This window comes from Ruminococcus turbiniformis, from assembly GCF_020687545.1.
In the GTDB taxonomy this organism is placed as follows: Bacteria; Bacillota; Clostridia; order Lachnospirales; family Lachnospiraceae; genus Mediterraneibacter; species Mediterraneibacter turbiniformis.
This window is the reverse complement of sequence record NZ_JAJEQX010000001.1, coordinates 63,276-86,472: the sequence shown is the minus strand read 5'-3', so window position 1 is coordinate 86,472 and position 23,197 is coordinate 63,276. Positions and strand designations below refer to the sequence as shown.

General features: G+C 46.6%; 36 protein-coding genes and 1 pseudogene. 36 read left to right on the top strand and 1 reads right to left on the bottom strand.

What is annotated here, in order from left to right:
• Position 1: 1 nt before the first annotated feature.
• The 36 genes and pseudogenes from LKD70_RS00465 (at position 2) to LKD70_RS00295 (ending at position 22,134) form a co-directional block, all read left to right on the top strand.
• Positions 2-703, top strand: a pseudogene (locus tag LKD70_RS00465) (aldo/keto reductase).
• A gap of 5 nt (positions 704-708) precedes the next feature.
• Positions 709-846 carry a hypothetical protein gene (locus tag LKD70_RS18570; RefSeq protein WP_407690869.1) on the top strand — a complete coding sequence of 46 codons (138 nt, stop codon included), beginning with the start codon at positions 709-711 and terminating at the stop codon, positions 844-846.
• A 506-nt stretch (positions 847-1,352) separates the two neighbouring features.
• A complete protein-coding gene (gene rpsJ, locus LKD70_RS00460) occupies positions 1,353-1,670 on the top strand; it encodes a 30S ribosomal protein S10 (RefSeq protein ID WP_227706095.1) in 318 nt (105 codons plus the stop codon).
• An 87-nt stretch (positions 1,671-1,757) separates the two neighbouring features.
• The gene (rplC, locus tag LKD70_RS00455) at positions 1,758-2,444 is read left to right on the top strand and encodes a 50S ribosomal protein L3 (RefSeq protein ID WP_227706094.1); all 687 of its coding nucleotides are present in this window, start codon (positions 1,758-1,760) and stop codon (positions 2,442-2,444) included.
• Positions 2,445-2,473: 29 nt separating this feature from the next.
• Positions 2,474-3,094: a 50S ribosomal protein L4 gene (rplD, locus tag LKD70_RS00450; RefSeq protein ID WP_227706093.1), complete on the top strand. Its 621-nt coding sequence runs from the start codon at positions 2,474-2,476 to the stop codon at positions 3,092-3,094.
• Positions 3,094-3,393, top strand: a complete 300-nt coding sequence (gene rplW, locus LKD70_RS00445) for a 50S ribosomal protein L23 (RefSeq protein WP_227706092.1) — start codon at positions 3,094-3,096, stop codon at positions 3,391-3,393. Before rplD ends, rplW begins: the two co-directional genes overlap by 1 nt.
• A 303-nt stretch (positions 3,394-3,696) precedes the next feature.
• A complete protein-coding gene (gene rplB / locus LKD70_RS00440) occupies positions 3,697-4,539 on the top strand; it encodes a 50S ribosomal protein L2 (protein WP_227706091.1) in 843 nt (280 codons plus the stop codon).
• Between the two features lie 26 nt (positions 4,540-4,565).
• Positions 4,566-4,847: a 30S ribosomal protein S19 gene (gene rpsS / locus LKD70_RS00435; protein WP_227706090.1), complete on the top strand. Its 282-nt coding sequence runs from the start codon at positions 4,566-4,568 to the stop codon at positions 4,845-4,847.
• A gap of 29 nt (positions 4,848-4,876) precedes the next feature.
• Positions 4,877-5,263, top strand: a complete 387-nt coding sequence (gene rplV / locus LKD70_RS00430) for a 50S ribosomal protein L22 (RefSeq protein ID WP_227706089.1) — start codon at positions 4,877-4,879, stop codon at positions 5,261-5,263.
• Between the two features lie 9 nt (positions 5,264-5,272).
• Positions 5,273-5,929, top strand: a complete 657-nt coding sequence (gene rpsC, locus LKD70_RS00425; protein WP_227706088.1) for a 30S ribosomal protein S3 — start codon at positions 5,273-5,275, stop codon at positions 5,927-5,929.
• Complete coding sequence (gene rplP / locus LKD70_RS00420; protein ID WP_205151368.1) at positions 5,929-6,366, top strand: 50S ribosomal protein L16; 438 nt, start codon at positions 5,929-5,931, stop codon at positions 6,364-6,366. Before rpsC ends, rplP begins: the two co-directional genes overlap by 1 nt.
• Positions 6,356-6,556, top strand: coding sequence for a 50S ribosomal protein L29 (gene rpmC / locus LKD70_RS00415; protein ID WP_072524033.1), 201 nt, complete (start codon positions 6,356-6,358; stop codon positions 6,554-6,556). The genes rplP and rpmC overlap by 11 nt, the downstream gene beginning before the upstream one ends.
• A 41-nt stretch (positions 6,557-6,597) precedes the next feature.
• Positions 6,598-6,855, top strand: a complete 258-nt coding sequence (rpsQ, locus tag LKD70_RS00410; RefSeq protein WP_009243086.1) for a 30S ribosomal protein S17 — start codon at positions 6,598-6,600, stop codon at positions 6,853-6,855.
• A gap of 20 nt (positions 6,856-6,875) precedes the next feature.
• Positions 6,876-7,244 carry a 50S ribosomal protein L14 gene (gene rplN, locus LKD70_RS00405; RefSeq protein WP_205151366.1) on the top strand — a complete coding sequence of 123 codons (369 nt, stop codon included), beginning with the start codon at positions 6,876-6,878 and terminating at the stop codon, positions 7,242-7,244.
• 14 nt (positions 7,245-7,258) lie between these two features.
• Positions 7,259-7,570 carry a 50S ribosomal protein L24 gene (gene rplX / locus LKD70_RS00400; RefSeq protein WP_227706087.1) on the top strand — a complete coding sequence of 104 codons (312 nt, stop codon included), beginning with the start codon at positions 7,259-7,261 and terminating at the stop codon, positions 7,568-7,570.
• 23 nt (positions 7,571-7,593) lie between these two features.
• On the top strand, positions 7,594-8,133 hold the full coding sequence (rplE, locus tag LKD70_RS00395; protein ID WP_227706086.1) for a 50S ribosomal protein L5: 540 nt from the start codon (positions 7,594-7,596) through the stop codon (positions 8,131-8,133).
• A 12-nt stretch (positions 8,134-8,145) separates the two neighbouring features.
• Positions 8,146-8,331: a type Z 30S ribosomal protein S14 gene (locus LKD70_RS00390; RefSeq protein ID WP_059067910.1), complete on the top strand. Its 186-nt coding sequence runs from the start codon at positions 8,146-8,148 to the stop codon at positions 8,329-8,331.
• A 14-nt stretch (positions 8,332-8,345) separates the two neighbouring features.
• Entirely contained in the window at positions 8,346-8,747 is a 402-nt protein-coding gene (rpsH, locus tag LKD70_RS00385) for a 30S ribosomal protein S8 (protein ID WP_227706085.1), read from the top strand.
• Between the two features lie 102 nt (positions 8,748-8,849).
• The gene (gene rplF, locus LKD70_RS00380; RefSeq protein ID WP_227706084.1) at positions 8,850-9,392 is read left to right on the top strand and encodes a 50S ribosomal protein L6; all 543 of its coding nucleotides are present in this window, start codon (positions 8,850-8,852) and stop codon (positions 9,390-9,392) included.
• Positions 9,393-9,409: 17 nt separating this feature from the next.
• On the top strand, positions 9,410-9,778 hold the full coding sequence (gene rplR, locus LKD70_RS00375; RefSeq protein WP_227706083.1) for a 50S ribosomal protein L18: 369 nt from the start codon (positions 9,410-9,412) through the stop codon (positions 9,776-9,778).
• A 15-nt stretch (positions 9,779-9,793) separates the two neighbouring features.
• Positions 9,794-10,303, top strand: coding sequence for a 30S ribosomal protein S5 (gene rpsE, locus LKD70_RS00370; protein WP_227706082.1), 510 nt, complete (start codon positions 9,794-9,796; stop codon positions 10,301-10,303).
• Between the two features lie 52 nt (positions 10,304-10,355).
• Entirely contained in the window at positions 10,356-10,538 is a 183-nt protein-coding gene (gene rpmD, locus LKD70_RS00365) for a 50S ribosomal protein L30 (RefSeq protein ID WP_227706081.1), read from the top strand.
• A gap of 21 nt (positions 10,539-10,559) precedes the next feature.
• Positions 10,560-11,000: a 50S ribosomal protein L15 gene (rplO, locus tag LKD70_RS00360; protein WP_227706080.1), complete on the top strand. Its 441-nt coding sequence runs from the start codon at positions 10,560-10,562 to the stop codon at positions 10,998-11,000.
• Positions 11,000-12,352 (top strand): preprotein translocase subunit SecY, encoded by a 1,353-nt coding sequence (secY, locus tag LKD70_RS00355; protein ID WP_227706079.1) that lies wholly within the window; start codon positions 11,000-11,002, stop codon positions 12,350-12,352. The genes rplO and secY overlap by 1 nt, the downstream gene beginning before the upstream one ends.
• 132 nt (positions 12,353-12,484) lie before the next feature.
• A complete protein-coding gene (locus LKD70_RS00350; RefSeq protein ID WP_227706078.1) occupies positions 12,485-13,129 on the top strand; it encodes an adenylate kinase in 645 nt (214 codons plus the stop codon).
• Positions 13,130-13,136: 7 nt separating this feature from the next.
• A complete protein-coding gene (locus LKD70_RS00345) occupies positions 13,137-13,388 on the top strand; it encodes a KOW domain-containing RNA-binding protein (protein ID WP_227706077.1) in 252 nt (83 codons plus the stop codon).
• A gap of 41 nt (positions 13,389-13,429) precedes the next feature.
• Positions 13,430-13,648: a translation initiation factor IF-1 gene (infA, locus tag LKD70_RS00340; protein ID WP_004847497.1), complete on the top strand. Its 219-nt coding sequence runs from the start codon at positions 13,430-13,432 to the stop codon at positions 13,646-13,648.
• Between the two features lie 138 nt (positions 13,649-13,786).
• The gene (gene rpmJ, locus LKD70_RS00335; protein ID WP_003497809.1) at positions 13,787-13,900 is read left to right on the top strand and encodes a 50S ribosomal protein L36; all 114 of its coding nucleotides are present in this window, start codon (positions 13,787-13,789) and stop codon (positions 13,898-13,900) included.
• 463 nt (positions 13,901-14,363) lie between these two features.
• Positions 14,364-14,732, top strand: coding sequence for a 30S ribosomal protein S13 (gene rpsM / locus LKD70_RS00330; protein ID WP_227706076.1), 369 nt, complete (start codon positions 14,364-14,366; stop codon positions 14,730-14,732).
• A 24-nt stretch (positions 14,733-14,756) separates the two neighbouring features.
• Positions 14,757-15,152, top strand: coding sequence for a 30S ribosomal protein S11 (gene rpsK, locus LKD70_RS00325; protein ID WP_005613028.1), 396 nt, complete (start codon positions 14,757-14,759; stop codon positions 15,150-15,152).
• A gap of 88 nt (positions 15,153-15,240) precedes the next feature.
• Complete coding sequence (rpsD, locus tag LKD70_RS00320) at positions 15,241-15,834, top strand: 30S ribosomal protein S4 (protein ID WP_227706075.1); 594 nt, start codon at positions 15,241-15,243, stop codon at positions 15,832-15,834.
• A 60-nt stretch (positions 15,835-15,894) separates the two neighbouring features.
• Positions 15,895-16,854, top strand: coding sequence for a DNA-directed RNA polymerase subunit alpha (locus tag LKD70_RS00315; protein ID WP_227706074.1), 960 nt, complete (start codon positions 15,895-15,897; stop codon positions 16,852-16,854).
• Between the two features lie 225 nt (positions 16,855-17,079).
• Entirely contained in the window at positions 17,080-17,616 is a 537-nt protein-coding gene (locus tag LKD70_RS00310; RefSeq protein WP_227706073.1) for a bL17 family ribosomal protein, read from the top strand.
• 154 nt (positions 17,617-17,770) lie between these two features.
• Positions 17,771-18,091: a DMT family transporter gene (locus LKD70_RS00305; RefSeq protein WP_227706072.1), complete on the top strand. Its 321-nt coding sequence runs from the start codon at positions 17,771-17,773 to the stop codon at positions 18,089-18,091.
• A gap of 164 nt (positions 18,092-18,255) precedes the next feature.
• Positions 18,256-20,874 (top strand): bifunctional acetaldehyde-CoA/alcohol dehydrogenase, encoded by a 2,619-nt coding sequence (gene adhE, locus LKD70_RS00300; protein WP_227706071.1) that lies wholly within the window; start codon positions 18,256-18,258, stop codon positions 20,872-20,874.
• A 504-nt stretch (positions 20,875-21,378) separates the two neighbouring features.
• Positions 21,379-22,134 carry an aminoglycoside phosphotransferase family protein gene (locus tag LKD70_RS00295; protein WP_227706070.1) on the top strand — a complete coding sequence of 252 codons (756 nt, stop codon included), beginning with the start codon at positions 21,379-21,381 and terminating at the stop codon, positions 22,132-22,134.
• A 131-nt stretch (positions 22,135-22,265) separates the two neighbouring features.
• Here the strand turns inward: LKD70_RS00295 and LKD70_RS00290 are convergent, their stop codons facing one another.
• Positions 22,266-23,126, bottom strand: coding sequence for a class I SAM-dependent methyltransferase (locus LKD70_RS00290; protein WP_227706069.1), 861 nt, complete (start codon positions 23,124-23,126; stop codon positions 22,266-22,268).
• Positions 23,127-23,197: the final 71 nt, after the last annotated feature.

Genomic DNA, 23,197 nt, shown 5'->3' with positions numbered 1-23,197 from the left:
AATGATTCAGAAATTAGACGAAAGAGTAAAACTTAATAACGGAACAGAAATACCGGGACTCGGCTTCGGAGTGTTCAAGGTATCGGCAGAGGAGACAAAAGAGGCGGTGAAACAGGCTATCATCAACGGATACCGTCTGATTGATACCGCTCAGATATACGGGAACGAGGAAGACACCGGAAGCGGAATCAAAGAAGGAATGGAGGCAGCAGGACTTAAAAGAGAAGACATCTTTGTCACGTCAAAGGTGTGGAATGACTATCTGAACTATGACGAGACGATTAAGGCATACGAAGACAGCCTCAAGAAGCTGGGACTGGACTATCTGGATCTTTACCTGATTCACTGACCGGGGAAGGATGCCTTTGAGGAGTCGTGGAAGGCCCTGACAGACTTGTATAAAGACGGAAAGATACACACTGTCAGTGTGAGCAATTTTCAGCAGTATCACCTTGAAAAGCTGCTCGCGGTTTCTGATGTGGTTCCGGTGATCAACCAGATCGAGATTCATCCGAAACTGACGCAGGAGCCTCTGAGAAAGTTCTGCGCCGGTCATGGAATAGCGGTTCAGGCGTGGTCACCGCTGATGCAGGGGCAGATATTGAAACACCCCCTTATAGAGGAGATCGCCGCCAGGCATCAGAAGTCTGCAGCCAGGTTGTTCTTCGATGGGATATCCAGCAGGAGATTCTCCTTGTCGTAAAATCGGTGAAGCCGGAGCAGATGCGAAGCAATGCTGATGTGTTTGTCTTCAGCCTGACAGACGAGGAGATGGAGCAGATCAGCTCTTTAAATGAAAATCTGCGCGTGGGCCCGGATCCGGATACATTTAATTTTAGGAGATAGAACTGACTGAAAAAATAGTCTGCATGCTAATATAATTAAAAACAGTCGATGCAACGAAGTTTAGCGGCATGCTTTGGTTCGTTGTACCGGCTGTTTTAATGTGTGTGCAGAAACGCCATTATCTGCCGATAATCCGTTTTTAATGAAATAACCGGATTGTACGAAAAAAAATACAATATTTCTCAAAAACCTCTTGAAATAAATTCCCTGATCCGATATACTGAAAAAGCTGTGACATGATAGCGATGAAGCGTGAGGTTGCTGCCGAAAGCAAAAACATAAGCATCAGGCAGGTTTTCCGTGGAGCGAATGTCAAGTTAGGAAACTGGCGACAAGTCACTGTACGAATCACAACAGTATCTCGCTTTGTGAAAGGGCGAAAAGTCCGGACACGAGGTTGCAAAAAGCGAGAGCGCCGTGTATGTTTCTCACGACACACACGGGGGAGTGTACAGTCACCGCTTGTCGTACTGGGTTACAAGTACGAAAAGGAGGCGACTTTTTTTATGGCAAGTCAAGTAATGAGAATCACACTGAAGGCGTATGATCATCAGCTCGTTGATGCATCCGCTAAGAAAATCATCGAAACTGTTAAGAAGAATGGGTCACAGGTGAGCGGACCGGTGCCGCTGCCGACAAAGAAAGAGGTTGTGACAATTTTAAGAGCGGTACACAAGGACAAAGACTCCAGAGAGCAGTTCGAGCAGAGAACTCATAAAAGACTGATCGATATCATCACACCGACACAGAAGACGGTAGATGCTCTTTCCAGACTGGAAATGCCGGCAGGTGTGTACATTGATATCAAAATGAAGTCCAAATAAGACGGACAGCTACATTAAAACAGTAACGTCCTAACATTTAGGATGAGCGCGAAAGCGTTCCGCTGTAAATCACAGGAGGTATTTATAATGAAGAAAGCTATTTTGGCTACAAAAGTTGGAATGACTCAGATCTTCAACAACGAAGACGGAGTACTGATTCCGGTAACTGTTCTGCAGGCTGGTCCCTGTGTTGTAACACAGGTTAAGACAGTTGAGAACGACGGCTACAGTGCTGTACAGGTTGGTTTTGTTGACAAGAAAGAGAAGATTGTCACAAAAGACGGCAGCGGAAAGAAAGCAGTTGCACACAGAAACGGTGTGACAAAGGCTGAGAAAGGCCACTTCGACAAAGCAGGCGTATCCGGAAAGAGATATGTAAAAGAGTTCAGATTCGACAATGCTGAGGAATATACACTGGCTCAGGAGATCAAGGCTGACATCTTCGCTGAGGGCGACCACATCGATGCGACAGCAATCTCCAAAGGTAAAGGTTTCCAGGGCGCAATCAAGCGTCACGGACAGAGCAGAGGACCTATGACACATGGTTCCAAGTTCCATCGTCATGCCGGTTCCAACGGTGCTGCATCTGATCCGAGCAAGGTATTCAAGGGCAAGAAAATGCCTGGACAGATGGGAAACAAGAAGATCACAGTTCAGAATCTTGAAGTAGTAAGAGTTGACGCTGAGAACAACCTTCTCCTTGTAAAAGGTTCTGTACCGGGACCGAAGAAGTGCCTTGTAACGATCAAAGAATCCGTTAAGAAGAGCAACTAGGCTGACAGTAAGAAAGGAGGAACACACAGATGGCAAAAGTATCTGTTTACAATATCGAAGGTAAAGAAGTTGATACCATCGAACTGAATGATGCTGTATTCGGTGTTGAGGTAAACGAGCACCTTGTACACATGGCAGTCGTAAATCAGCTTGCAAACAATCGTCAGGGAACACAGAAAGCCAAGACACGTTCTGAAGTTTCCGGCGGCGGAAGAAAACCGTGGAGACAGAAAGGAACAGGTCACGCAAGACAGGGTTCAACAAGAGCTCCGCAGTGGACAGGCGGCGGCGTTGTATTCGCTCCGGTTCCGAGAGACTACTCTTTCAAGATGAACAGAAAAGAGAAGAGAGCAGCTCTCAAGTCCGCGCTTACTTCCAGAGTGGAAGAGAACAAATTCATCGTAATCGATGAGCTGAAATTTGACGAGATCAAGACAAAGAACTTCGTGAACGTTCTGAACAACCTGAACGTGAACAAAGCGCTCGTGGTTCTGGAAGACGGAAACACAAACGTAGAGATCTCCGCAAGAAACATCCCGGATGTCAAGACAGCACGTACAAACACAATCAACGTGTATGACATCCTGAAATACAACACAGTGATCACAACAAAAGCTGCTGTTGCTGCAATCGAGGAGGTGTACGCATAATGGCAAACGTTCAGTATTATGATGTAATCCTTAAACCGGTTATCACAGAGAAGAGCATGGATCTGATGGCTGACAAGAAATATACATTCCTTGTACACACAGAGGCTACAAAGAATCAGATCAAAGAGGCTGTTGAGAAGATGTTCGAGGGAACAAAGGTGAAGAGTGTGAACACAATGAACCTTGACGGAAAGAACAGAAGACGCGGTATGACATACGGCAAGACAGCTAAGACAAAGAAAGCGATCGTACAGCTTACAGAGGACAGCAAGGATATCGAGATCTTTGAGGGCCTGTAGACTTAACGAGAGCCAGTCGAAGACGCAGGTCGAGTTTTAGTCGGGGCCCGTTCGCGGAGCTTGGCGAGGTCTTTTCGAGCCTAGCGCAGCGAACTGTAAATCCTTTGATAAACAGCAACCGATAAACAGAGCACCCTCGAGGCAAAAGCCTCTCGGTCGCGTTACACGCTCAGATAATTTCATATAATCCTGCTCATGCAAGCATGGCAGTCTTATCTGAAATCATCCTCACTCTGTTTATCCCGGATATACGGTGCAAATCCGTGAAACGAATAATTAGAGCTAACGAAAGGAGAGAAAGTAATGGGAATCAAAACTTATAACCCATATACACCTTCCAGAAGACAGATGACAGGTTCTGATTTCTCTGAGATCACAAAGACAACTCCTGAGAAATCCCTCCTGGATTCCAAGAAAAGAAAAGCAGGCCGCAACGCACAGGGTAAAATCACTGTAAGACATCGCGGCGGCGGTGCTAAGAAAAAATATAGAATCGTAGACTTCAAGAGAAAGAAAGACGGAATTCCGGCAACTGTAATCGGAATCGAATACGATCCGAACAGAAGCGCAAACATCGCCCTGATCTGCTATGCAGATGGCGAGAAAGCTTATATTCTTGCTCCTGAAGGACTGACAGACGGTATGACCGTTATGAACGGACCGGAAGCAGAGGTAAGAGTAGGAAACTGCCTGCCGCTTTCCGAGATTCCGGTTGGTACTCAGGTACACAACATTGAGCTTTATCCTGGAAAAGGCGGACAGCTTGTTCGTTCCGCTGGAAACAGCGCACAGCTCATGGCTAAAGAAGGCAAATATGCAACTTTAAGACTTCCGTCAGGTGAGATGAGAATGGTTCCGATCATCTGCCGCGCATCTGTTGGTGTGGTAGGAAACGGGGAGCACAACCTGATCAACATCGGTAAGGCTGGACGTAAGCGTCATATGGGTATCCGCCCGACAGTACGCGGTTCTGTTATGAACCCGAACGACCATCCGCACGGTGGTGGTGAAGGTAAGACAGGTATCGGCCGCCCGGGTCCGTGTACACCGTGGGGTAAACCGGCACTTGGTCTTAAGACCCGCAAGAAGAAAAAAGCTTCCAACAAGCTGATCGTAAGAAGAAGAGATGGTAAAGCGATTAAATAATTAGATTCACAAGGAGGTTAGAACCTATGGCTCGCTCACTTAAAAAAGGACCATTTGCAGACGAACACTTACTGAAAAAAGTAGACGCTATGAATGCATCTGGTGAGAAATCAGTTATAAAGACATGGTCACGCCGTTCTACAATCTTCCCGTCATTCGTAGGGCACACATTTGCCGTACATGACGGAAGAAGACATGTGCCGGTATACGTTACAGAGGACATGGTAGGACACAAACTCGGTGAGTTCGTTGCGACAAGAACTTACAGAGGACACGGCAAAGACGAGAAGAAGTCGAAAGTCAGATAAGATTGTATATTTGAAAGGAGGGTTCATCCATGGCAAAAGGACATAGATCCCAGATCAAGAGAGAGAGAAACGAGCAGAGAGATACAAGACCTTCAGCAAAGATCTCCTACGCAAGGGTATCTGTTCAGAAGGCCTGCTACGTTCTGGATGCCATCAGAGGTAAGGATGTAACAACAGCACTCGGTATTTTAGCTTACAACCCGAGATATGCTTCTACAGTAATAGAGAAACTGCTGAAATCAGCAATCGCAAACGCTGAGAACAACAACGGTATGAGCGCAGAAAACCTTTACATTGAGGAATGCTACGCAAACAAAGGACCGACAATGAAGAGAATCAGACCGAGAGCACAGGGCAGGGCTTACAGGATCGAGAAGAGAATGAGCCACATCACAATTGTGCTGAATGAAAGATAGGAGGGCATTATGGGACAGAAAGTAAATCCTCATGGCTTGAGAGTCGGTGTAATCAAAGACTGGGATTCCAAATGGTACGCAGAGAAAGATTTTGCCGACAACCTTGTTGAAGATCACAAGATCAGAACATTTTTGAAGAAGAGATTATACAGCGCCGGAATCTCCAGAATCGAGATTGAGAGAGCTTCCGACCGCGTTAAGATCACTGTATATACAGCTAAGCCGGGTGTCGTTATCGGCAAGGGCGGCTCAGAGATCGAGAAAGTGAAAAAAGAGCTCGAGCAGTTCAGCAGCAAGAAGCTGATTGTCGATGTCAAGGAGATCAAGAGACCGGACAGAGATGCACAGCTTGTGGCTGAGAACATCGCTCAGCAGCTTGAGAACCGTATCTCCTTCAGACGTGCCATGAAATCCTGCATGTCGAGAACGATGAAGGCTGGAGCGCTCGGAGTTAAGACTTCCGTATCCGGACGTCTCGGCGGCGCTGATATGGCTCGTACAGAGTTCTACAGCGAGGGTACGATTCCGCTGCAGACACTCAGAGCAGACATTGATTATGGATTCGCAGAAGCTGACACAACTTACGGAAAAGTCGGTGTAAAGGTTTGGATTTACAAAGGCGAGATTCTTCCGACGAAAGCAGATAAGGAAGGGAGCGATAAATAATGTTAATGCCAAAAAGAGTGAAACGTCGTAAACAGTTCCGTGGTACCATGAAGGGAAAAGCTCTCAGAGGTAACACGATCTCATATGGTGAGTACGGTATCGTTGCAACGGAGCCGTGCTGGATCCGTTCCAATCAGATCGAGGCAGCCCGTGTTGCCATGACACGTTACATCAAACGTGGCGGTAAAGTCTGGATCAAGATTTTCCCGGATAAGCCGATCACAGCTAAGCCTGCCGAGACTCGTATGGGTAGCGGAAAAGGTACAGTAGAGTACTGGGCAGCAGTAGTGAAACCGGGCCGTGTAATGTTTGAAATTGCAGGAGTACCAGAGGAAACAGCTAGAGAGGCACTTCGACTTGCAATGCATAAGTTACCTTGCAAATGCAAAATTGTTTCTCGCGCAGACTTAGAAGGCGGTGATAACAGTGAAAACTAATACATTTGTAAAAGAATTAAGAGGAAAATCCGTAGAGGAATTAAATCAGGAATTAGTAGCTGCTAAGAAGGAACTCTTCAACTTGAGATTCCAGAATGCCACAAATCAGTTGGACAACACAAGCAGAATCAAGGAAGTCAGAAAGAATATCGCACGCATTCAGACTCTGATTACAGAGGCAGGCCGATAAGCCTTAACTTCCCTGTGAAAATGATTGAAAGGAGAAAGAAAGTGGAAGAGAGAAATCTTAGAAAAACCCGTACGGGCAAGGTTGTCAGCGACAAGATGGACAAAACAATCGTTGTTGCAGTTGAAGACCATGTAAAACACCCGCTTTATAAGAAGATTGTAAAAAGAACTTACAAACTGAAAGCTCACGATGAGAACAATGAGTGTAAGATCGGAGATACAGTAAAAGTAATGGAAACAAGGCCGCTGTCCAAGGACAAGAGATGGAGACTTGTGGAAATCATGGAGAAAGCGAAATAATTTGAAGGAGGTTTACCTGCATGATACAGCAAGAAAGCAGACTGAAGGTAGCAGACAACACAGGTGCGAAAGAGCTGCTGTGCATCCGTGTACTTGGCGGTTCTACAAGAAGATATGCGAGCATCGGTGACGTGATCGTTGCGACTGTTAAAGATGCAACACCAGGCGGCGTTGTGAAAAAAGGAGATGTCGTTAAGGCTGTAGTTGTTCGTTCTGTGAAAGGCGCACGTCGTAAAGACGGTTCCTACATCAGATTCGATGAAAATGCTGCCGTTATTATAAGAGATGATTTAAACCCGCGTGGAACACGTATTTTTGGGCCAGTAGCCCGCGAGCTTCGTGAGAAACACTTCATGAAGATCGTTTCTCTGGCTCCGGAAGTACTGTAGGGAGGTGCGTAAAGATGTCAACTATGAAGATTAAAAAGGGCGACACTGTCAAGGTCATCGCCGGAAAAGATAAAGACAAAGAAGGCAAAGTTATCGCTGTAAACAAAAAAGACGGTAAAGTCCTGGTTGAAGGCGTCAATATGCTGACAAAGCACACAAAGCCGAGCGCAGCGAACCAGAACGGCGGCATCGTGCATCAGGAAGGCTACATCGATGTGTCAAACGTAATGTATGTACACAAGGGCGAGACAACGAGAGTAGGCTTCAAGATGGATGGCGACAAAAAAGTACGTTTCGCGAAGAAAACTGGCGAAGTGATTGATTAATTCGAGGAAGGAGGTCCAGGACTTTGAGTAGACTGAAAGAACAGTACCAGAATGAGATCGTTGACGCAATGATCAAGAAATTCGGATATAAGAATATTATGGAAGTGCCGAAGCTCGACAAAGTTGTAATCAACATGGGTGTGGGCGAGGCAAAAGACAACGCAAAAGTTTTAGAGTCTGCAATCTCTGACATGGAGAAAATCGCAGGACAGAAAGCGGTTGTCACAAGAGCAAAGAACTCCGTGGCTAACTTCAAAATCAGAGAGGGTATGCCGATCGGATGCAAAGTTACGTTAAGAGGCGAGAGAATGTACGAGTTCGTTGATCGTCTGATCAACCTTGCACTTCCCCGCGTGCGTGACTTCAGAGGTGTAAACCCGAACGCATTTGACGGAAGAGGAAACTATGCACTTGGAATCAAGGAGCAGCTGATTTTCCCTGAGATCGAGTACGACAAGATCGACAAAGTCAGAGGTATGGATGTAATCTTCGTTACAACAGCCAAGACTGACGAGGAAGCACGTGAATTATTGACACAGTTCAATATGCCGTTTGCAAAGTAAGGAGGGAAATTCATGGCAAAGACATCAATGAAAATCAAACAGCAGCGCAAAGCAAAATTCTCCACAAGAGAGTACAGCCGCTGCAGAATCTGCGGACGTCCGCACGCTTATTTGAGAAAATATGGAATCTGCCGTATCTGCTTCCGCGAACTGGCATACAAAGGACAGATCCCCGGTGTTAAGAAAGCAAGTTGGTAAGGAGGAAACTATCAATGACTATGAGCGATCCGATTGCAGATATGCTTACAAGAATCCGTAACGCAAACACTGCAAAACATGATACAGTTGATGTACCGGCATCCAAGATGAAAGTTGCTATCGCAAACATTCTTCTTGATGAAGGATATATCGCAAAATATGACCTTGTAGAAGACGGACACTTCCAGACAATTCATATCACGCTGAAATACGGCGCTGACAAGAACGAGAAGGTTATCTCCGGACTGAAGAGAATCTCCAAACCGGGACTTCGCGTATATGCAAGCACAGAGAATCTTCCGAAGGTTCTCGGAGGACTTGGAACAGCCATCATTTCTACAAACAAAGGCGTTGTAACAGACAAAGAGGCAAGAAAACTCGGCGTAGGCGGAGAAGTACTCTGCTACGTATGGTAAGCCGAAAGCAACTAAAAGACCTCGCGCCGACAGGCGCATGCAACTGAAAACAGAGCAGCCTAAAGCCGCTGTTCCGAAAATCTAAGTTAAGGAGGAAATGGTATGTCACGTATAGGAAGACTGCCGGTAGCAATTCCTGCAGGAGTAACTGTAGAAGTTGCAGAGAAAAATGTAGTGACTGTAAAAGGTCCGAAGGGAACTCTTACAAGAGAGCTTCCGACAGAAATGGAAATTAAAGTTGAAGGCGAAGAAGTAACTGTAACAAGACCGAACGACCTTAAGAAGATGAAATCTCTTCACGGCCTGACAAGAACACTGATCAACAACATGGTTGTAGGTGTTACTCAGGGATATGAGAAGGTTCTTGAGGTTAACGGAGTTGGTTACAGAGCAGCCAAATCGGGAAATAAACTGACACTGAACCTTGGATATTCTCATCCAGTTGAGATGATCGATCCGGAAGGCGTTGAGACAGTTCTGGAAGGCCAGAACAAGATCACTGTAAAAGGTATCGACAAAGAGAAAGTCGGACAGTACGCAGCGGAGATCAGAGACAAGAGAAGACCGGAGCCGTATAAGGGCAAAGGTATCAAGTATGCTGATGAGGTCATCAGACGTAAAGTCGGTAAGACTGGTAAGAAATAAATAAGGAGAGTGTGAAAATGGTTAGTAAGAAATCAAGAAGCGAAATTCGTAGAAAAAAACACATGAAGCTGCGCAACCGTTTCAGCGGCACTGCTGAGAGACCGCGTCTTGCTGTGTTCAGAAGCAATAATCATATGTATGCTCAGATCATTGACGACGTGAAGGGAAATACTCTGGTAGCGGCTTCCACTCTTCAGAAAGATGTGAAGGCAGAACTTGAGAAGACCAACAACGTTGATGCGGCTGCATACCTCGGAAAAGTAATCGCTGAGAAAGCGAAGGAAAAGGGCATCACTGACGTCGTTTTCGACAGAGGCGGTTTCATTTACCAGGGTAAAATCAAAGCACTGGCAGACGCAGCAAGAGAAGCTGGGCTGAATTTCTAGGAAGGGAGAACACAGATGAGACAGGAACGTATTGATGCTAGTCAGATGGAATTATTAGAAAAAGTGGTATCAATCAAACGTGTTACCAAAGTTGTTAAAGGTGGTCGTAACTTCAAGTTCACAGCTTTAGTGGTTGTCGGAGACGGCAACGGTCATGTTGGTGCAGGTTTGGGAAAAGCCACAGAAATCCCGGAAGCGATCCGCAAGGGAAGAGAGGACGCGATGAAGAACATGATCACAGTTTCACTTGACAACAATTCAAGTGTAATCCATGATGTGATCGGTAAATTCGGCAGCGCTTCCGTACTTCTTAAGAACGCTCCGGACGGTACCGGTGTGATCGCCGGAGGTCCGGCCCGTGCTGTGATCGAGATGGCGGGAATCAAGAACATCCGTACAAAATCTCTCGGATCCAACAACAAGCAGAACGTAGTTCTCGCTACACTTGCCGGTCTGAAAGATACAAAGTCACCGGAGGAAGTTGCAAGACTTCGTGGAAAATCCATTGAGGAGATCGTGGGCTAAGCGGACAGAAGCTGTTAAATTCAGATCTGTCACATAAGGAGGTAAGATTGAAATGGCAAACTTAAAGATTACGTTAGTAAAGTCTACAATCGGCGCCGTACCCAAGCATAAGAAAACAGTTGAGGCTCTCGGTCTCAAGAAGACAGGCAGAACAGTCGTACTGCCGGACAATGCAGCCACCAGAGGTATGGTACAGCAGGTAAGACATTTGGTAAAGGTTGAAGAAGAGGCATAAGAAAGATAAGGAGGTAACGTCATGGACTTATCAAACTTAAGACCGGCAGACGGTTCAAAGCAGAGTGATAATTTCAGAAGAGGCCGCGGACATGGTTCAGGAAACGGCAAGACAGCCGGCAAAGGCCATAAGGGACAGAAAGCCCGTTCAGGTGCAACAAGACCTGGATTTGAAGGTGGCCAGATGCCTTTATACAGAAGAATCCCGAAGAGAGGATTCACATGCAGAAACTCCAGGAGAATCGTGGGAATTAACTTGGGAGCTCTTGAGAGATTCGAAGACGGAGCTGTTGTTTCAGTTGAGACACTGATTGAGACAGGTATCGTAAAAAACCCGAGAGACGGGGTTAAAATTCTTGGAAATGGAGAGTTAACTAAGAAGCTTACAGTTCAGGCCAACGCGTTCAGCGCAGCGGCTGCTGAGAAGATCGAAGCACTTGGTGGAAAAGCAGAGGTGATCTAATGCTGCAGTCAGTACGGAGAGCATTTCAGATTGAAGATATCAGAAGAAGGATTCTTTACACATTTGCAATGCTTATCGTTGTCAGGCTTGGGTCACAGCTGCCGACTCCCGGCGTTGATCCAACCTTTATTCAGGAATTTTTTGAATCACAGACCGGTGACGCTTTCAATTTTTTTGAAGCGTTCACCGGCGGTTCCTTTACAAACTTCTCAGTATTTGCTCTGAGTATCACGCCGTATATTACATCATCCATTATCATGCAGCTTCTCTCGATTGCAATTCCGAAACTTGAGGAAATGCGTAAAGAGGGAGAAGAGGGAAGAAAGAAGATTGCAGCGATTACCAGATACGTGACGGTCGGTCTCGCGCTGATTGAGTCTACTGCTCTTGCGGTAGGACTTGGACGCCAGGGGCTCCTGGAAGACTATAACTTTGTCAACTGTGCGATCGTTGTATGCACTCTCACAGCGGGAAGCGCATTCCTGATGTGGATCGGAGAGCGGATCACAGAAAACGGTGTCGGAAACGGTATATCGATTGTACTTCTGATCAATATTCTTTCCAGAGTCCCGAGTGATTTCACGACGCTGTACGAACAGTTCATCGCAGGAAAGAAGATCGCTCAGGCAGGACTTGCGGCAGCGGTTATCCTGATCGTCCTGCTTGTTGTCACTGTCTTTGTTGTAATCCTGCAGAGCGGTGAGAGACGAATTGCGGTTCAGTACTCCAAAAAAGTGCAGGGAAGAAAGATGTACGGCGGCCAGTCGACACATATTCCGCTGCGTGTCAACACAGCCGGCGTTATTCCGGTCATCTTCTCATCATCACTGATGCAGACGCCGATCGTGATAGCCAGCTTCGTAGGTGCAGGAGACGGAACAGGCATTGGAAGTCAGATCCTCGCGGGTATGAATTCCAACAACTGGTGCGATCCCGACAGGCCAATTTATTCGATCGGACTTGTAGTTTATATTCTGCTCACGATATTCTTCGCGTACTTCTACACATCGATCACATTTAATCCGATGGAGATCGCGAACAATATGAAGAAGAGCGGAGGCTTTATCCCCGGCATCCGTCCGGGCAAGCCAACAGTTGAGTATCTGCAGAAAATACTGAACTATATTATTTTCATAGGTGCGTGCGGTCTGATTATCGTTCAGGTTATCCCGTATTTCTTCAACGGTGTATTCGGGGCGAATGTTTCCTTCGGAGGAACATCCCTCATCATCATCGTGGGTGTTGTGCTTGATACGATCAAGAAGATCGAATCACAGATGCTTGTGAGAAATTATACAGGATTCTTAAATAATAAAGGAAGCAACATGACAAACAGTTTCCTTGGATATTAAGCCACATTCAAGCTCGCCCTGTTTTGCCTCAATCTGCGGCAAAACGATGCGGGCTCATGGCTTATATAAGGTCCACAGATTCAGTTATATGGAAAATGTACGTTTATTACACACAAAATCGGAGGCAGATTTATGAAGATTATCATGCTTGGAGCGCCGGGTGCCGGAAAAGGAACACAGGCCAAAAAAATTGCGGATAAATATTCCATACCGCACATCTCCACGGGAGATATCTTCCGTGCGAATATCAAAAACGGGACAGAGCTTGGAAAGAAAGCAAAAGCCTATATGGATCAGGGACTTCTTGTTCCGGACGAACTTGTCGTTGATCTCGTCGTTGACCGTGTAAAACAGGACGACTGCGCGGACGGATATGTCCTGGACGGGTTCCCGCGCACAATTCCGCAGGCGGAAGCGCTGGATCAGGCACTCGCCGGTATGAATGAGAAAGTGGATTATGCGATCAATGTTGAGGTTCCCGATGAAAACATCGTGAACCGTATGTCCGGAAGAAGAGCCTGTGTGGACTGCGGAGCGACTTACCATATCGTATATGCTCCGACAAAGCAGGAAGGAATCTGCGACAAATGCGGCGGAAGTCTTATTCTCAGAGATGATGACAAGCCGGAAACCGTACAGAAAAGACTCGGCGTATATCACGAGCAGACACAGCCGCTGATCGACTATTATACACAGTCGGGAATCCTCAGAGAAGTAGACGGCACGGCAGAGATCGATGACGTATTTGCCGCAATCGTCGAGATCCTGGGAGAGTAGGCGGCAGATGAAGCTGGAAGAAGGAATGGCTGTAAGGTCAAAAGCAGGGCGGGATAAGAACCGCGTCTATGTGATAATCCGGACCGAAGGCGAATATGTATATGTGGCGGACGGAGACGCAAGAAGCGTCCGCCGCATGAAACGAAAAAACAGCAGGCACCTTCAGCCCATACTGAAGGAGCGGTTTACCGGATCCGCGGATGACGGACGGATCCGGGAATTTATCAGGAGAATTGCCCCGGACAGTGAGACAGTTTAAATTCCGGGCAGGAAGCGCACGTAACAGCAGGAGGATTAAGAATGTCAAAAGCTGACGTAATTGAAATCGAGGGAGTTGTAGTTGAGAAGCTCCCGAACGCAATGTTTAAAGTAGAACTGGAAAACGGGCACATTGTTCTTGCCCATATCAGCGGAAAGCTGAGAATGAATTTTATCAAGATCCTTCCGGGAGATAAGGTGACACTGGAGATGTCCCCCTATGATCTGAGCAAGGGCAGAATTATATGGAGAGACAAGTAAACGAAAGAAAAAATAATAAATTAGTTGTTGACTTGTGAAAGCATTTGATGCTATACTATGAAATGGTCACTTTTGGGGTGGTGTGCCCAAAAGTACCGTGTAGTAAAGGCAAAGCACAGAAGGGAAGGAGGATTTGACATGAAGGTTAGATCATCAGTAAAACCGATTTGTGAAAAATGCAAGATTATTAAGAGAAAAGGAAGCATCAGAGTAATCTGTGAGAATCCGAAGCACAAACAGCGTCAGGGTTAATTGTGCATCGGATTAATGCACGTTATCGGTAAATATATGGAAGACGTGCGACATGATTTAGGCGGCTGACAGCTGACACACAAGGCAGTGTGTAGAGCTGTTTGATATACAGTAAGGATACACCGCATCTGCACACAGGTACCGGCAGAGCGCGTGTTCTGGCATCTTTTTTCTCCCGGGACGGTCCGGGAGCCCGAAGTGTTGTCGCGGAGGGGGAAGATGCGATTGTATATTGCTTCTAATACCCGGCGTTTGCATTGGCGGATTTGTCCGGAAAGAGTGAAAAGACAGAGTCCGTGCCGGGAAAGGGCGAAGGCGTCACTACTGCCGTCGCCTGGGCTGGGATATCGGGAGAAGATACCCCGGTAGGATGCAAGACACCATCGGCAGAGCAAAAGATACTGCCCCGCATCCGCAGCCTCAGTTAAAGTAATGATTTGAAAAGAAAATGGAGGAAAAACACATGGCTCGTATTGCAGGTGTAGACTTACCAAGAGACAAACGCGTAGAAATCGGTCTGACTTATATCTATGGAATCGGAAGAACAAGCTCAAACCGTATTCTCGCAGAGGCAGGAGTAAATCCTGACACACGTGTAAGAGATCTTACAAGTGAAGAAGTAAAGAAAATCAGCGCAGTGATCGATGAGACTCAGGTTGTAGAGGGTGATCTCAGAAGAGAGATTCAGCTGAACATCAAGAGACTCAGAGAGATCGGATGCTACCGTGGAATCCGTCACAGAAAAGGACTTCCGGTACGCGGTCAGAAGACAAAGACAAACGCAAGGACATGCAAAGGTCCGAAGAGAACTGTTGCAAATAAGAAAAAGTAAATTCCAGAAAGTAGGTTAGTTTAAATGGCAAAGAAAGTTGCGAAAAAAGTAACAAAAAAACGTGTCAAGAAAAACGTTGAACGAGGACAGGCGCATATCCAGTCATCTTTTAATAACACAATCGTTACATTAACAGATACACAGGGAAATGCTCTTTCATGGGCAAGTGCAGGCGGCCTGGGATTCAGAGGTTCAAGGAAATCTACTCCATATGCGGCTCAGATGGCTGCTGAGACAGCGGCAAAGGCTGCTCTCGTACATGGTCTTAAGTCAGTAGATGTCTTTGTAAAAGGCCCGGGATCAGGAAGAGAGGCAGCAATTCGTGCACTTCAGGCATGCGGAATTGATGTAGTGAGCATCAAGGACGTTACTCCGGTACCGCACAACGGATGCCGCCCGCCGAAGCGCAGAAGAGTCTAATCGTAAGTTTGATCGTTAATATACCGGATAGCAATTCAGGCAGCGGTGAAGACAGACCGCTGCGGCGTATAAATTTAGGAGGATAGACATGGCAGTAAACAGAGTTCCTGTTCTTAAAAGATGCCGTTCTTTAGGCATGGATCCTATTTATCTTGGGATCAATAAGAAATCTAACAGACAGTTAAAGAGAACAAACAGAAAGATGAGTGAGTATGCTCTTCAGCTTCGCGAGAAACAGAAAGCAAAATTCATCTACGGAGTTCTTGAGAAACCGTTCAGAAATTACTATGCAAAGGCAAAACAGATGGAAGGCATGACAGGTGACAACCTGATGAGACTTCTTGAGTCCAGACTGGACAATGTGATGTTCCGCATGGGATTTGCAAGAACAAGAAAAGAAGCAAGACAGATCGTTGATCACAAGCATGTACTTGTAAACGGCAAGCAGGTAAACATTCCGTCTTACCTTGTAAAAGCCGGAGATACGATTGAGATCAAAGAGAACAAAAAAGGCTCACAGAGATACAAAGAGATTCTCGAAGTCACAGGCGGAAACCTGATTCCGGACTGGCTTGATGTTGATTCAGAGAATCTTAAGGGAACAGTGAAAGAGCTTCCGGCAAGAGAAGCAATCGATGTTCCTGTAGATGAAATGCTGATCGTCGAGTTATATTCCAAGTAATGTCGGCTGCAACAGCGTATCCCCTTCAACATTTTAAAACCCACAAGGAGGGTCTGTGTAGTGTTTGATTTTAATAAACCTAATATTGAAATTACGGATGTATCAGATGATAAGAAGTATGGGCGTTTCGTTGTAGAGCCGCTTGAGAGAGGCTATGGTACTACGCTCGGCAATTCCCTGAGAAGGATTATGCTGTCTTCTCTTCCGGGAGCTGCCATAAGTTCCGTAAAGATCGACGGTGTTCTTCACGAATTCAGCTCAATTCCGGGGGTCAAAGAGGACGTGACGGAGATCATCATGAATCTGAAGTCACTTGCAATCAAGAACACATCTGAGTCAGACGAAGTGAAAACTGCGTACATCGAGTTTGAAGGAGAGGGCGTTGTAACAGGCGCCGATATCCAGGCTGATTCCGATATCGAGATTGTCAATCCTGAACAGGTCATCGCTACATTAAGCGGCGGAAAAGACTGCAAACTGTATATGGAACTGACCATTACAAAAGGCAGAGGATATGTTAGTGCAGATAAGAATAAGACAGAGGACATGCCGATCGGCGTTATCCCGATTGATTCTATCTACACACCGGTTGAGCGGGTGAACCTTACTGTAGAGAATACCCGTGTGGGACAGATCACGGATTATGACAAACTGACGCTTGATGTATGGACAAAGGGAACGATGCTTCCGGATGAGGCTGTCAGCCTTGCTGCGAAAGTACTCAGCGAACATCTGAAACTTTTTGTCGATCTGTCAGAGGTGGCACAGGCTGCTGAAGTTATGATCGAGAAAGAGGATGACGAGAAAGAGAAAGTGCTTGAGATGAGCATTGACGAGCTGGAGCTTTCCGTACGTTCATACAATTGTCTGAAGAGAGCCGGAATCAATACGGTTGAAGAGCTGACAAACAAGACTCCTGAGGATATGATGAAAGTCCGCAACCTCGGACGCAAATCTCTTGAGGAAGTTCTTGCCAAGCTCAAAGAGCTCAACCTCGAGCTCAACCAGGGAGATGAATAATTCCCTGCGTTAAATACAAATATCCTGTCGGTAAGCCCGAAGAGCGCGGCGGGGCATTTGATTAGTAAGCCCGAAGATGCATAACCAAATGTGTGGTCATAGTTCAGCCATGTATTGAGCGTCTGTTCATGAGCAAAGAGCGGCGGAAGCCGCGGTAAGCACGCAAGTGCTGTTTTGTGACCGGCGCGTATGAACTGTGACGGAAATATAGGAGGAATAAATAAAATGGCAAAGTATAGAAAACTCGGAAGAACTTCCGGACAGAGAAAAGCTCTGATCAGAAATCAGGTAACAGCTCTGCTCAACAACGGAAAGATCGTTACAACAGAGGCTAAGGCAAAAGAGATCCGCAAAGTAGCGGAGGGCCTGATCGCTATGGCTGTAAGAGAGAAAGACAACTATGATGAAGTAACTGTGACAGCTAAAGTTGCCCGCAAGGACAAAGACGGCAAGAGAGTGAAAGAAGTTGTCGATGGAAAGAAAGTTACAGTTTATGATGAGACAGAGAAGAAGATCCGCAAGGATCAGCCGAGCAGACTTCACGCAAGACGTGAGATGCTCAAGGTGCTCTGCCCGGTAACTGAAGTTCCGGCAAAGGCTTCCGGAAAGAAAGCCAACACAAAGAAAGTTGATATGGCAGAAAAGCTGTTCAATGAGATCGCACCGAAGTACGCCGACAGAAACGGCGGTTACACAAGAATCGTCAAGATCGGCCAGCGCAAGGGCGACGCTGCCATGGAAGTTCTGATTGAGCTTGTATAGTCAGCTGAATAGAGATTGATTTACCGCCGGGTAAATATGCTTTAAATGAAAAGCGTTGATTCTGTATCGTCAGGCCATTGGAAGATACAGTTTCAGCGCTTTTCGCTGCTTCCGGTGACTGAATCGCTGCAAAAGAAGAGAGGAGAGAGAAAGAATGGAGTGGATTTATCTTGTAATCGCAGGGGCAATGGAAGTTGTCTGGTCTACATGTATGAAATATTCGGAAGGTTTTACGGAGATTAAATTTACAGTACTTACAATTATTGGGATGATTATCAGCTTCCTGTTTCTTTCACAGGCGACAAAAACACTTCCGCTTGGAACAGCCTATGCAGTATGGACAGGCATAGGCGCTCTGGGAGCGGTGATTGTCGGAATCATATTATTTAAAGAGCCGGTGACTGCGGCGAGGATGTTTTTCGTCTCCCTGCTCCTGATAGGAATTATCGGTTTGAAGGCTACCTCCGGACACTGAAATGTGTCTGAGAGGCAGCTTTTTGTATAATATGCACAAATGATGTTAAAATTATAACGTTAAAATATTAACAATTGCACGGTTGACAATTGTTTAACAATCGGATTATACTAAGAACAGTGGTAGTAAACCAGATTGAAAGAAGTACAGGAGGATTTATCAAAATGGCAAAGAAAGAAAAAGCAGCAGTGCCAGAGTTCATCGACAGTGTAGAATCACTTGAAGCAAAGATGAAAGCAATGCGCGAAGCTCAGAAGATTTTTGCTACTTACACTCAGGAGCAGGTTGACAAGATCTTCTATGAGGCAGCTATGGCAGCCAACAAGGCCCGTATCCCGCTGGCTAAAATGGCAGTTGAAGAGACACAGAGAGGTGTCATGGAAGATAAGGTCATCAAGAACCACTACGCTGCAGAGTACATTTACAACGCGTACAAAAACACAAAGACATGCGGTGTAATCGAAGAAGACAAGGCTTACGGAATCAAAAAAGTTGCAGAGCCGATCGGTCTGATCGCTGCAGTTATCCCGACGACAAACCCGACATCTACAGCTATCTTCAAGACACTGATCTGTCTGAAGACAAGAAACGCGATCATCATCAGCCCCCATCCGGCTGCAAAGAAATGTACGATTGAGGCTGCAAAGGTAGTTCTCGAGGCAGCTGTAAAGGCCGGAGCTCCGGAAGGAATTATCGGCTGGATTGACGCACCGTCACTGGAACTGACAACTACAGTTATGAAAGATTCCGACCTGATCCTTGCTACAGGCGGTCCGGGAATGGTTAAATCCGCATATTCTTCAGGAAAGCCGGCACTCGGTGTAGGCGCTGGAAATACTCCTGTTATCATTGACGATACAGCGGACATCAGAATGGCCGTAAACTCCATCATCCATTCCAAAACATTTGACAATGGTATGATCTGTGCTTCTGAGCAGTCTGTAACTGTTCTGGACGGTGTATATGACGCAGTTAAGAAAGAGTTTGAATACAGAGGATGCTACTTCCTGAAACCGGGCAAGGAACTCGACGCAGTCCGTAAGACAATCATTATCAACGGCGCGCTGAACAGCAAGATCCCCGGAAAATCTGCGGTTGAGATCGCAGAGATGGCTGGAGTTAAAGTTCCGGCAAACACAAAGATCCTGATCGGTGAGGTTGAGTCTGTTGATATCTCCGAGGAGTTCGCACACGAGAAACTGTCTCCTGTACTTGCAATGTATCGTGCAAAGACATTCGACGAGGCGCTTGAAAAGGCAGCTCAGCTTGTCGCTGACGGAGGATACGGACACACATCTTCCCTGTATGTTCATCCGGCAGAGACAGAGAAGATCCAGAAACACTACGAGGCGATGAAGACATGCCGTGTTCTGATCAACACACCTTCTTCACAGGGCGGTATCGGCGATCTTTACAACTTCAAACTGGCTCCATCACTCACACTTGGATGTGGTTCATGGGGCGGAAACTCTGTATCAGAGAACGTTGGAGTAAAACATCTTCTTAACGTGAAGACAGTTGCCGAGAGGAGAGAGAATATGCTGTGGTTCAGAACACCTGAGAAGGTATACTTTAAGAAAGGCTGTATGCCGGTCGCTCTTGACGAGCTCGGAACAGTAATGCACAAGAAGAAAGCATTCATTGTTACAGATACATTCCTTTACAAGAACGGAAACGCGAAGCCGATCGAGGAGAAGCTCGACGAGCTCGGAATCCAGCATACATGCTTCTACAATGTTGCTCCGGACCCGACACTGCAGTGCGCTCAGGAAGGTGTTGCTCAGATGAGAGCATTCGAGCCTGACACAATTATCGCTCTCGGCGGTGGTTCCGCGATGGATGCTGCAAAGATCATGTGGCTGATGTATGAGCATCCGGAAGCAAACTTTGAAGACATGGCTATGGACTTCATGGATATCCGTAAGAGAGTATATACATTCCCGAAGATGGGAGAGAAAGCTTACTTTGTAGCAATCCCGACTTCTTCAGGAACAGGTTCCGAGGTAACTCCGTTCGCAATCATCACAGACGCTACAACAGGCGTTAAGTGGCCGATCGCTGACTACGAGCTGCTTCCGAACATGGCAATCGTAGACGTTGACAATGCGATGACAGCTCCGAAGGGACTGACAAGCGCATCCGGTATCGACGTTATGACTCACGCAATTGAGGCATATGTATCCATCATGGCTACAGACTACACAGACGGTCTTGCTATGAAGGCTGTGAAGATGGTATTCGACAATCTTCCGTCTGCATATGAGAACGGTGCAAATGACCCGCACGCACGTGAGGAGATGCACAACGCTTCCTGTATGGCAGGTATGGCGTTCGCAAACGCATTCCTCGGAGTAAACCACTCCATGGCTCACAAGCTGGGAGCATTCCATCACCTGCCGCACGGTGTTGCAAACGCTGTCATCCTGACAGAGGTTATGAGATACAACGCTGCAGAGGTTCCGACAAAGATGGGAACATTCTCACAGTATCAGTATCCGCACGCTCTTCAGAGATACGCAGAACTCGGACGCTTCGCAGGCTGTACAGGAAACACAGATGAGGAAGTATTCGAGAACTTCATCGCGAAACTGGAAGACTTAAAAGAGAAGATCGGTATCAAGAAGACAATCAAGGATTACGGAATTGACGAGAAGTACTTCCTGGATACTCTGGACGATATGTGCGAGCAGGCATTCAATGACCAGTGTACAGGAGCAAACCCGAGATACCCGCTCATCAAAGAAATCAAAGAAATCTACCTGAAATGCTACTACGGCAAATAGTCGCGTAAGCAATCAGCAGTGCGAAAAAGGACAGGAGTCCGGAATCATGCTTGCATGAAATTCCGGACTCCTGTCCTTTTTCATAGGGCGGATGCCCGCGCGCGAGATGGAGTGGAACGGAATCGAGCGAGCGCACTGCGGAAGGGATAGGAAGGCGGACGCCCGCGCGCGATGCCTGAACACTTGGCGAGGTCCTTTCGAGCTTAGTGAGAAGGTACACAGAGTGGATGAAGCGAAGCGAAATCGAGCGAGCGCACTGCGGAAGGGATAGGAAGGCGGATGCCCGCGCGCGATGCCTGAACACTTGGCGAGGTCCTTTCGAGCCTGGTGAGAAGGTACACAGCGTGGAAAGCAGGCATAATTGTTAAAGAAATGACAATAAAAATAAGTAAAAAAAGTTAGTTAAAAAATGCACAAATTTCTTCCGGAGGGGTTTTTTTCTCAATTTTCGTGGTGTATAATAGTCCCATCAGATCGAAAATCGATTCAAGGAGGGTATATTTTATGAAGCTTGAAGAAAAAAACATTATCGTGAAACGTGCGTACAAAACAGTTTACAAATGTGATGACAGTGTTGTTAAGGTTTTCGCGGAGACACATCCGAAGTCGGATGTATTTAACGAAGCGCTGATTACTTCCCAGATTGAGGAGACCGGACTTGATATTCCGAAAGTAAAAAGTGTTACGCAGATTGAAGGCAAATGGGCGCTTGAGATCGAGTATAAAGACGGAAAGACTTTGGAAGAAATGATGCAGTCCGACAAGAGCAATATGGCGAAATACATGGAAGATTTCGTTGACCTTCAGCTTCAGGTACACAGCAAGAAATTCCCTCTGCTCAAAGGTATGAAAGACAAGCTGACCCGCCAGATTAACAGTCTGAAAGAGCTTGATGCGACGACAAGATATGAGCTGCTCACCCGTCTTGAGAGTATGCCGAAGCATAACAAAGTATGCCACGGTGACTTCAACCCGAGCAATGTCATCGTCGGAAAGAACGGAAAGATGACCGTTGTCGACTGGGCGCACGCAACACAGGGAAATGCGAGTGCGGACGCAGCCATGACATATCTTCTGTTCGCGCTGAAAGATCAGGAGACAGCAGATCTGTATATGAATCTGTTCTGCAAGAAGAGCGATACGGCAAGACAGTATGTACAGCAGTGGCTTCCGATCGTTGCGGCAGCACAGCTCACAAAGGACAATGAGCTGGAGAAAGAATTCCTTATGAAATGGATCGACGTGATTGACTATCAGTAGAATTTATTGCTTGTCAGCGGAATGACAGCCAGCAGAATAGATAGAAAAATAAAGCTCTGTGCAGACGAAAAAAACGTTTGCACAGAGTTTTTCTGATTCTGATCGTATAACATTGATCATGAGGACTCTGATCAGTTCCGCTCCCAGCGCCCGGAGGCACCGCACGGAAGTACCAGACCGGATTCGGTCACCGGAAGCCCGATTTCCTGTGAATCGACAGTTCCGTCCCAGGGTTTGAGTTCTGTAGCGATCATGTAAGTCAGCACAGCGGGAGCAAGTCCTGTCGTGTAAGAGTTTACGAGGAAGAAGAGCGGATCATCGGAGAGGATCTTTGTACACAGTTTAATGAGCGGGTGTATCATATCCTCGATTTTCCAGATTTCTCCTTTTGGGCCTCTTCCGTATGACGGCGGGTCCATGATGATGGCGTCATACTTGTTTCCTCTCCGGATCTCACGTTCTACAAATTTCACACAGTCGTCAACCAGCCAGCGTATCGGAGCGTCTTTAAGTCCGGAAGACACGGCGTTCTCTTTCGCCCAGGTCACCATGCCTTTTGAGGCGTCCACGTGGGTTACGTGTGCTCCCGCAGCTGCGGCCGCGAGCGTTGCGCCGCCTGTGTAGGCAAAGAGATTGAGCACTTTCACCGGACGTCCGGCAGTCCGGATCTTTTCGGAAAACCAGTCCCAGTTGACCGCCTGTTCCGGGAAAAGTCCGGTGTGTTTGAAGCTGAACGGCTTTAAGTTAAATGTCAGGTTTGCATAATGGATCTGCCACTGCTTCGGCAGACTGAAAAATTCCCATTCCCCGCCGCCTTTTTTGCTCCGGTGGTAGTGGCCGTTTCTCTTTTTCCACCCGGTATGAGTTTTCGGCGTATCCCAGATGACCTGGGGATCGGGACGGATGAGAAGATAATCGCCCCAGCGTTCCAGCTTTTCCCCCTTTGAACAGTCTATGACTTCATAGTCTTTCCAGTTATCAGCAATCCACATAAGATATGATTCCTTTCTGTTTCCCTCGTTAAGAAATATACCAGCAGCTGCATACTGCGTATATCGTATAT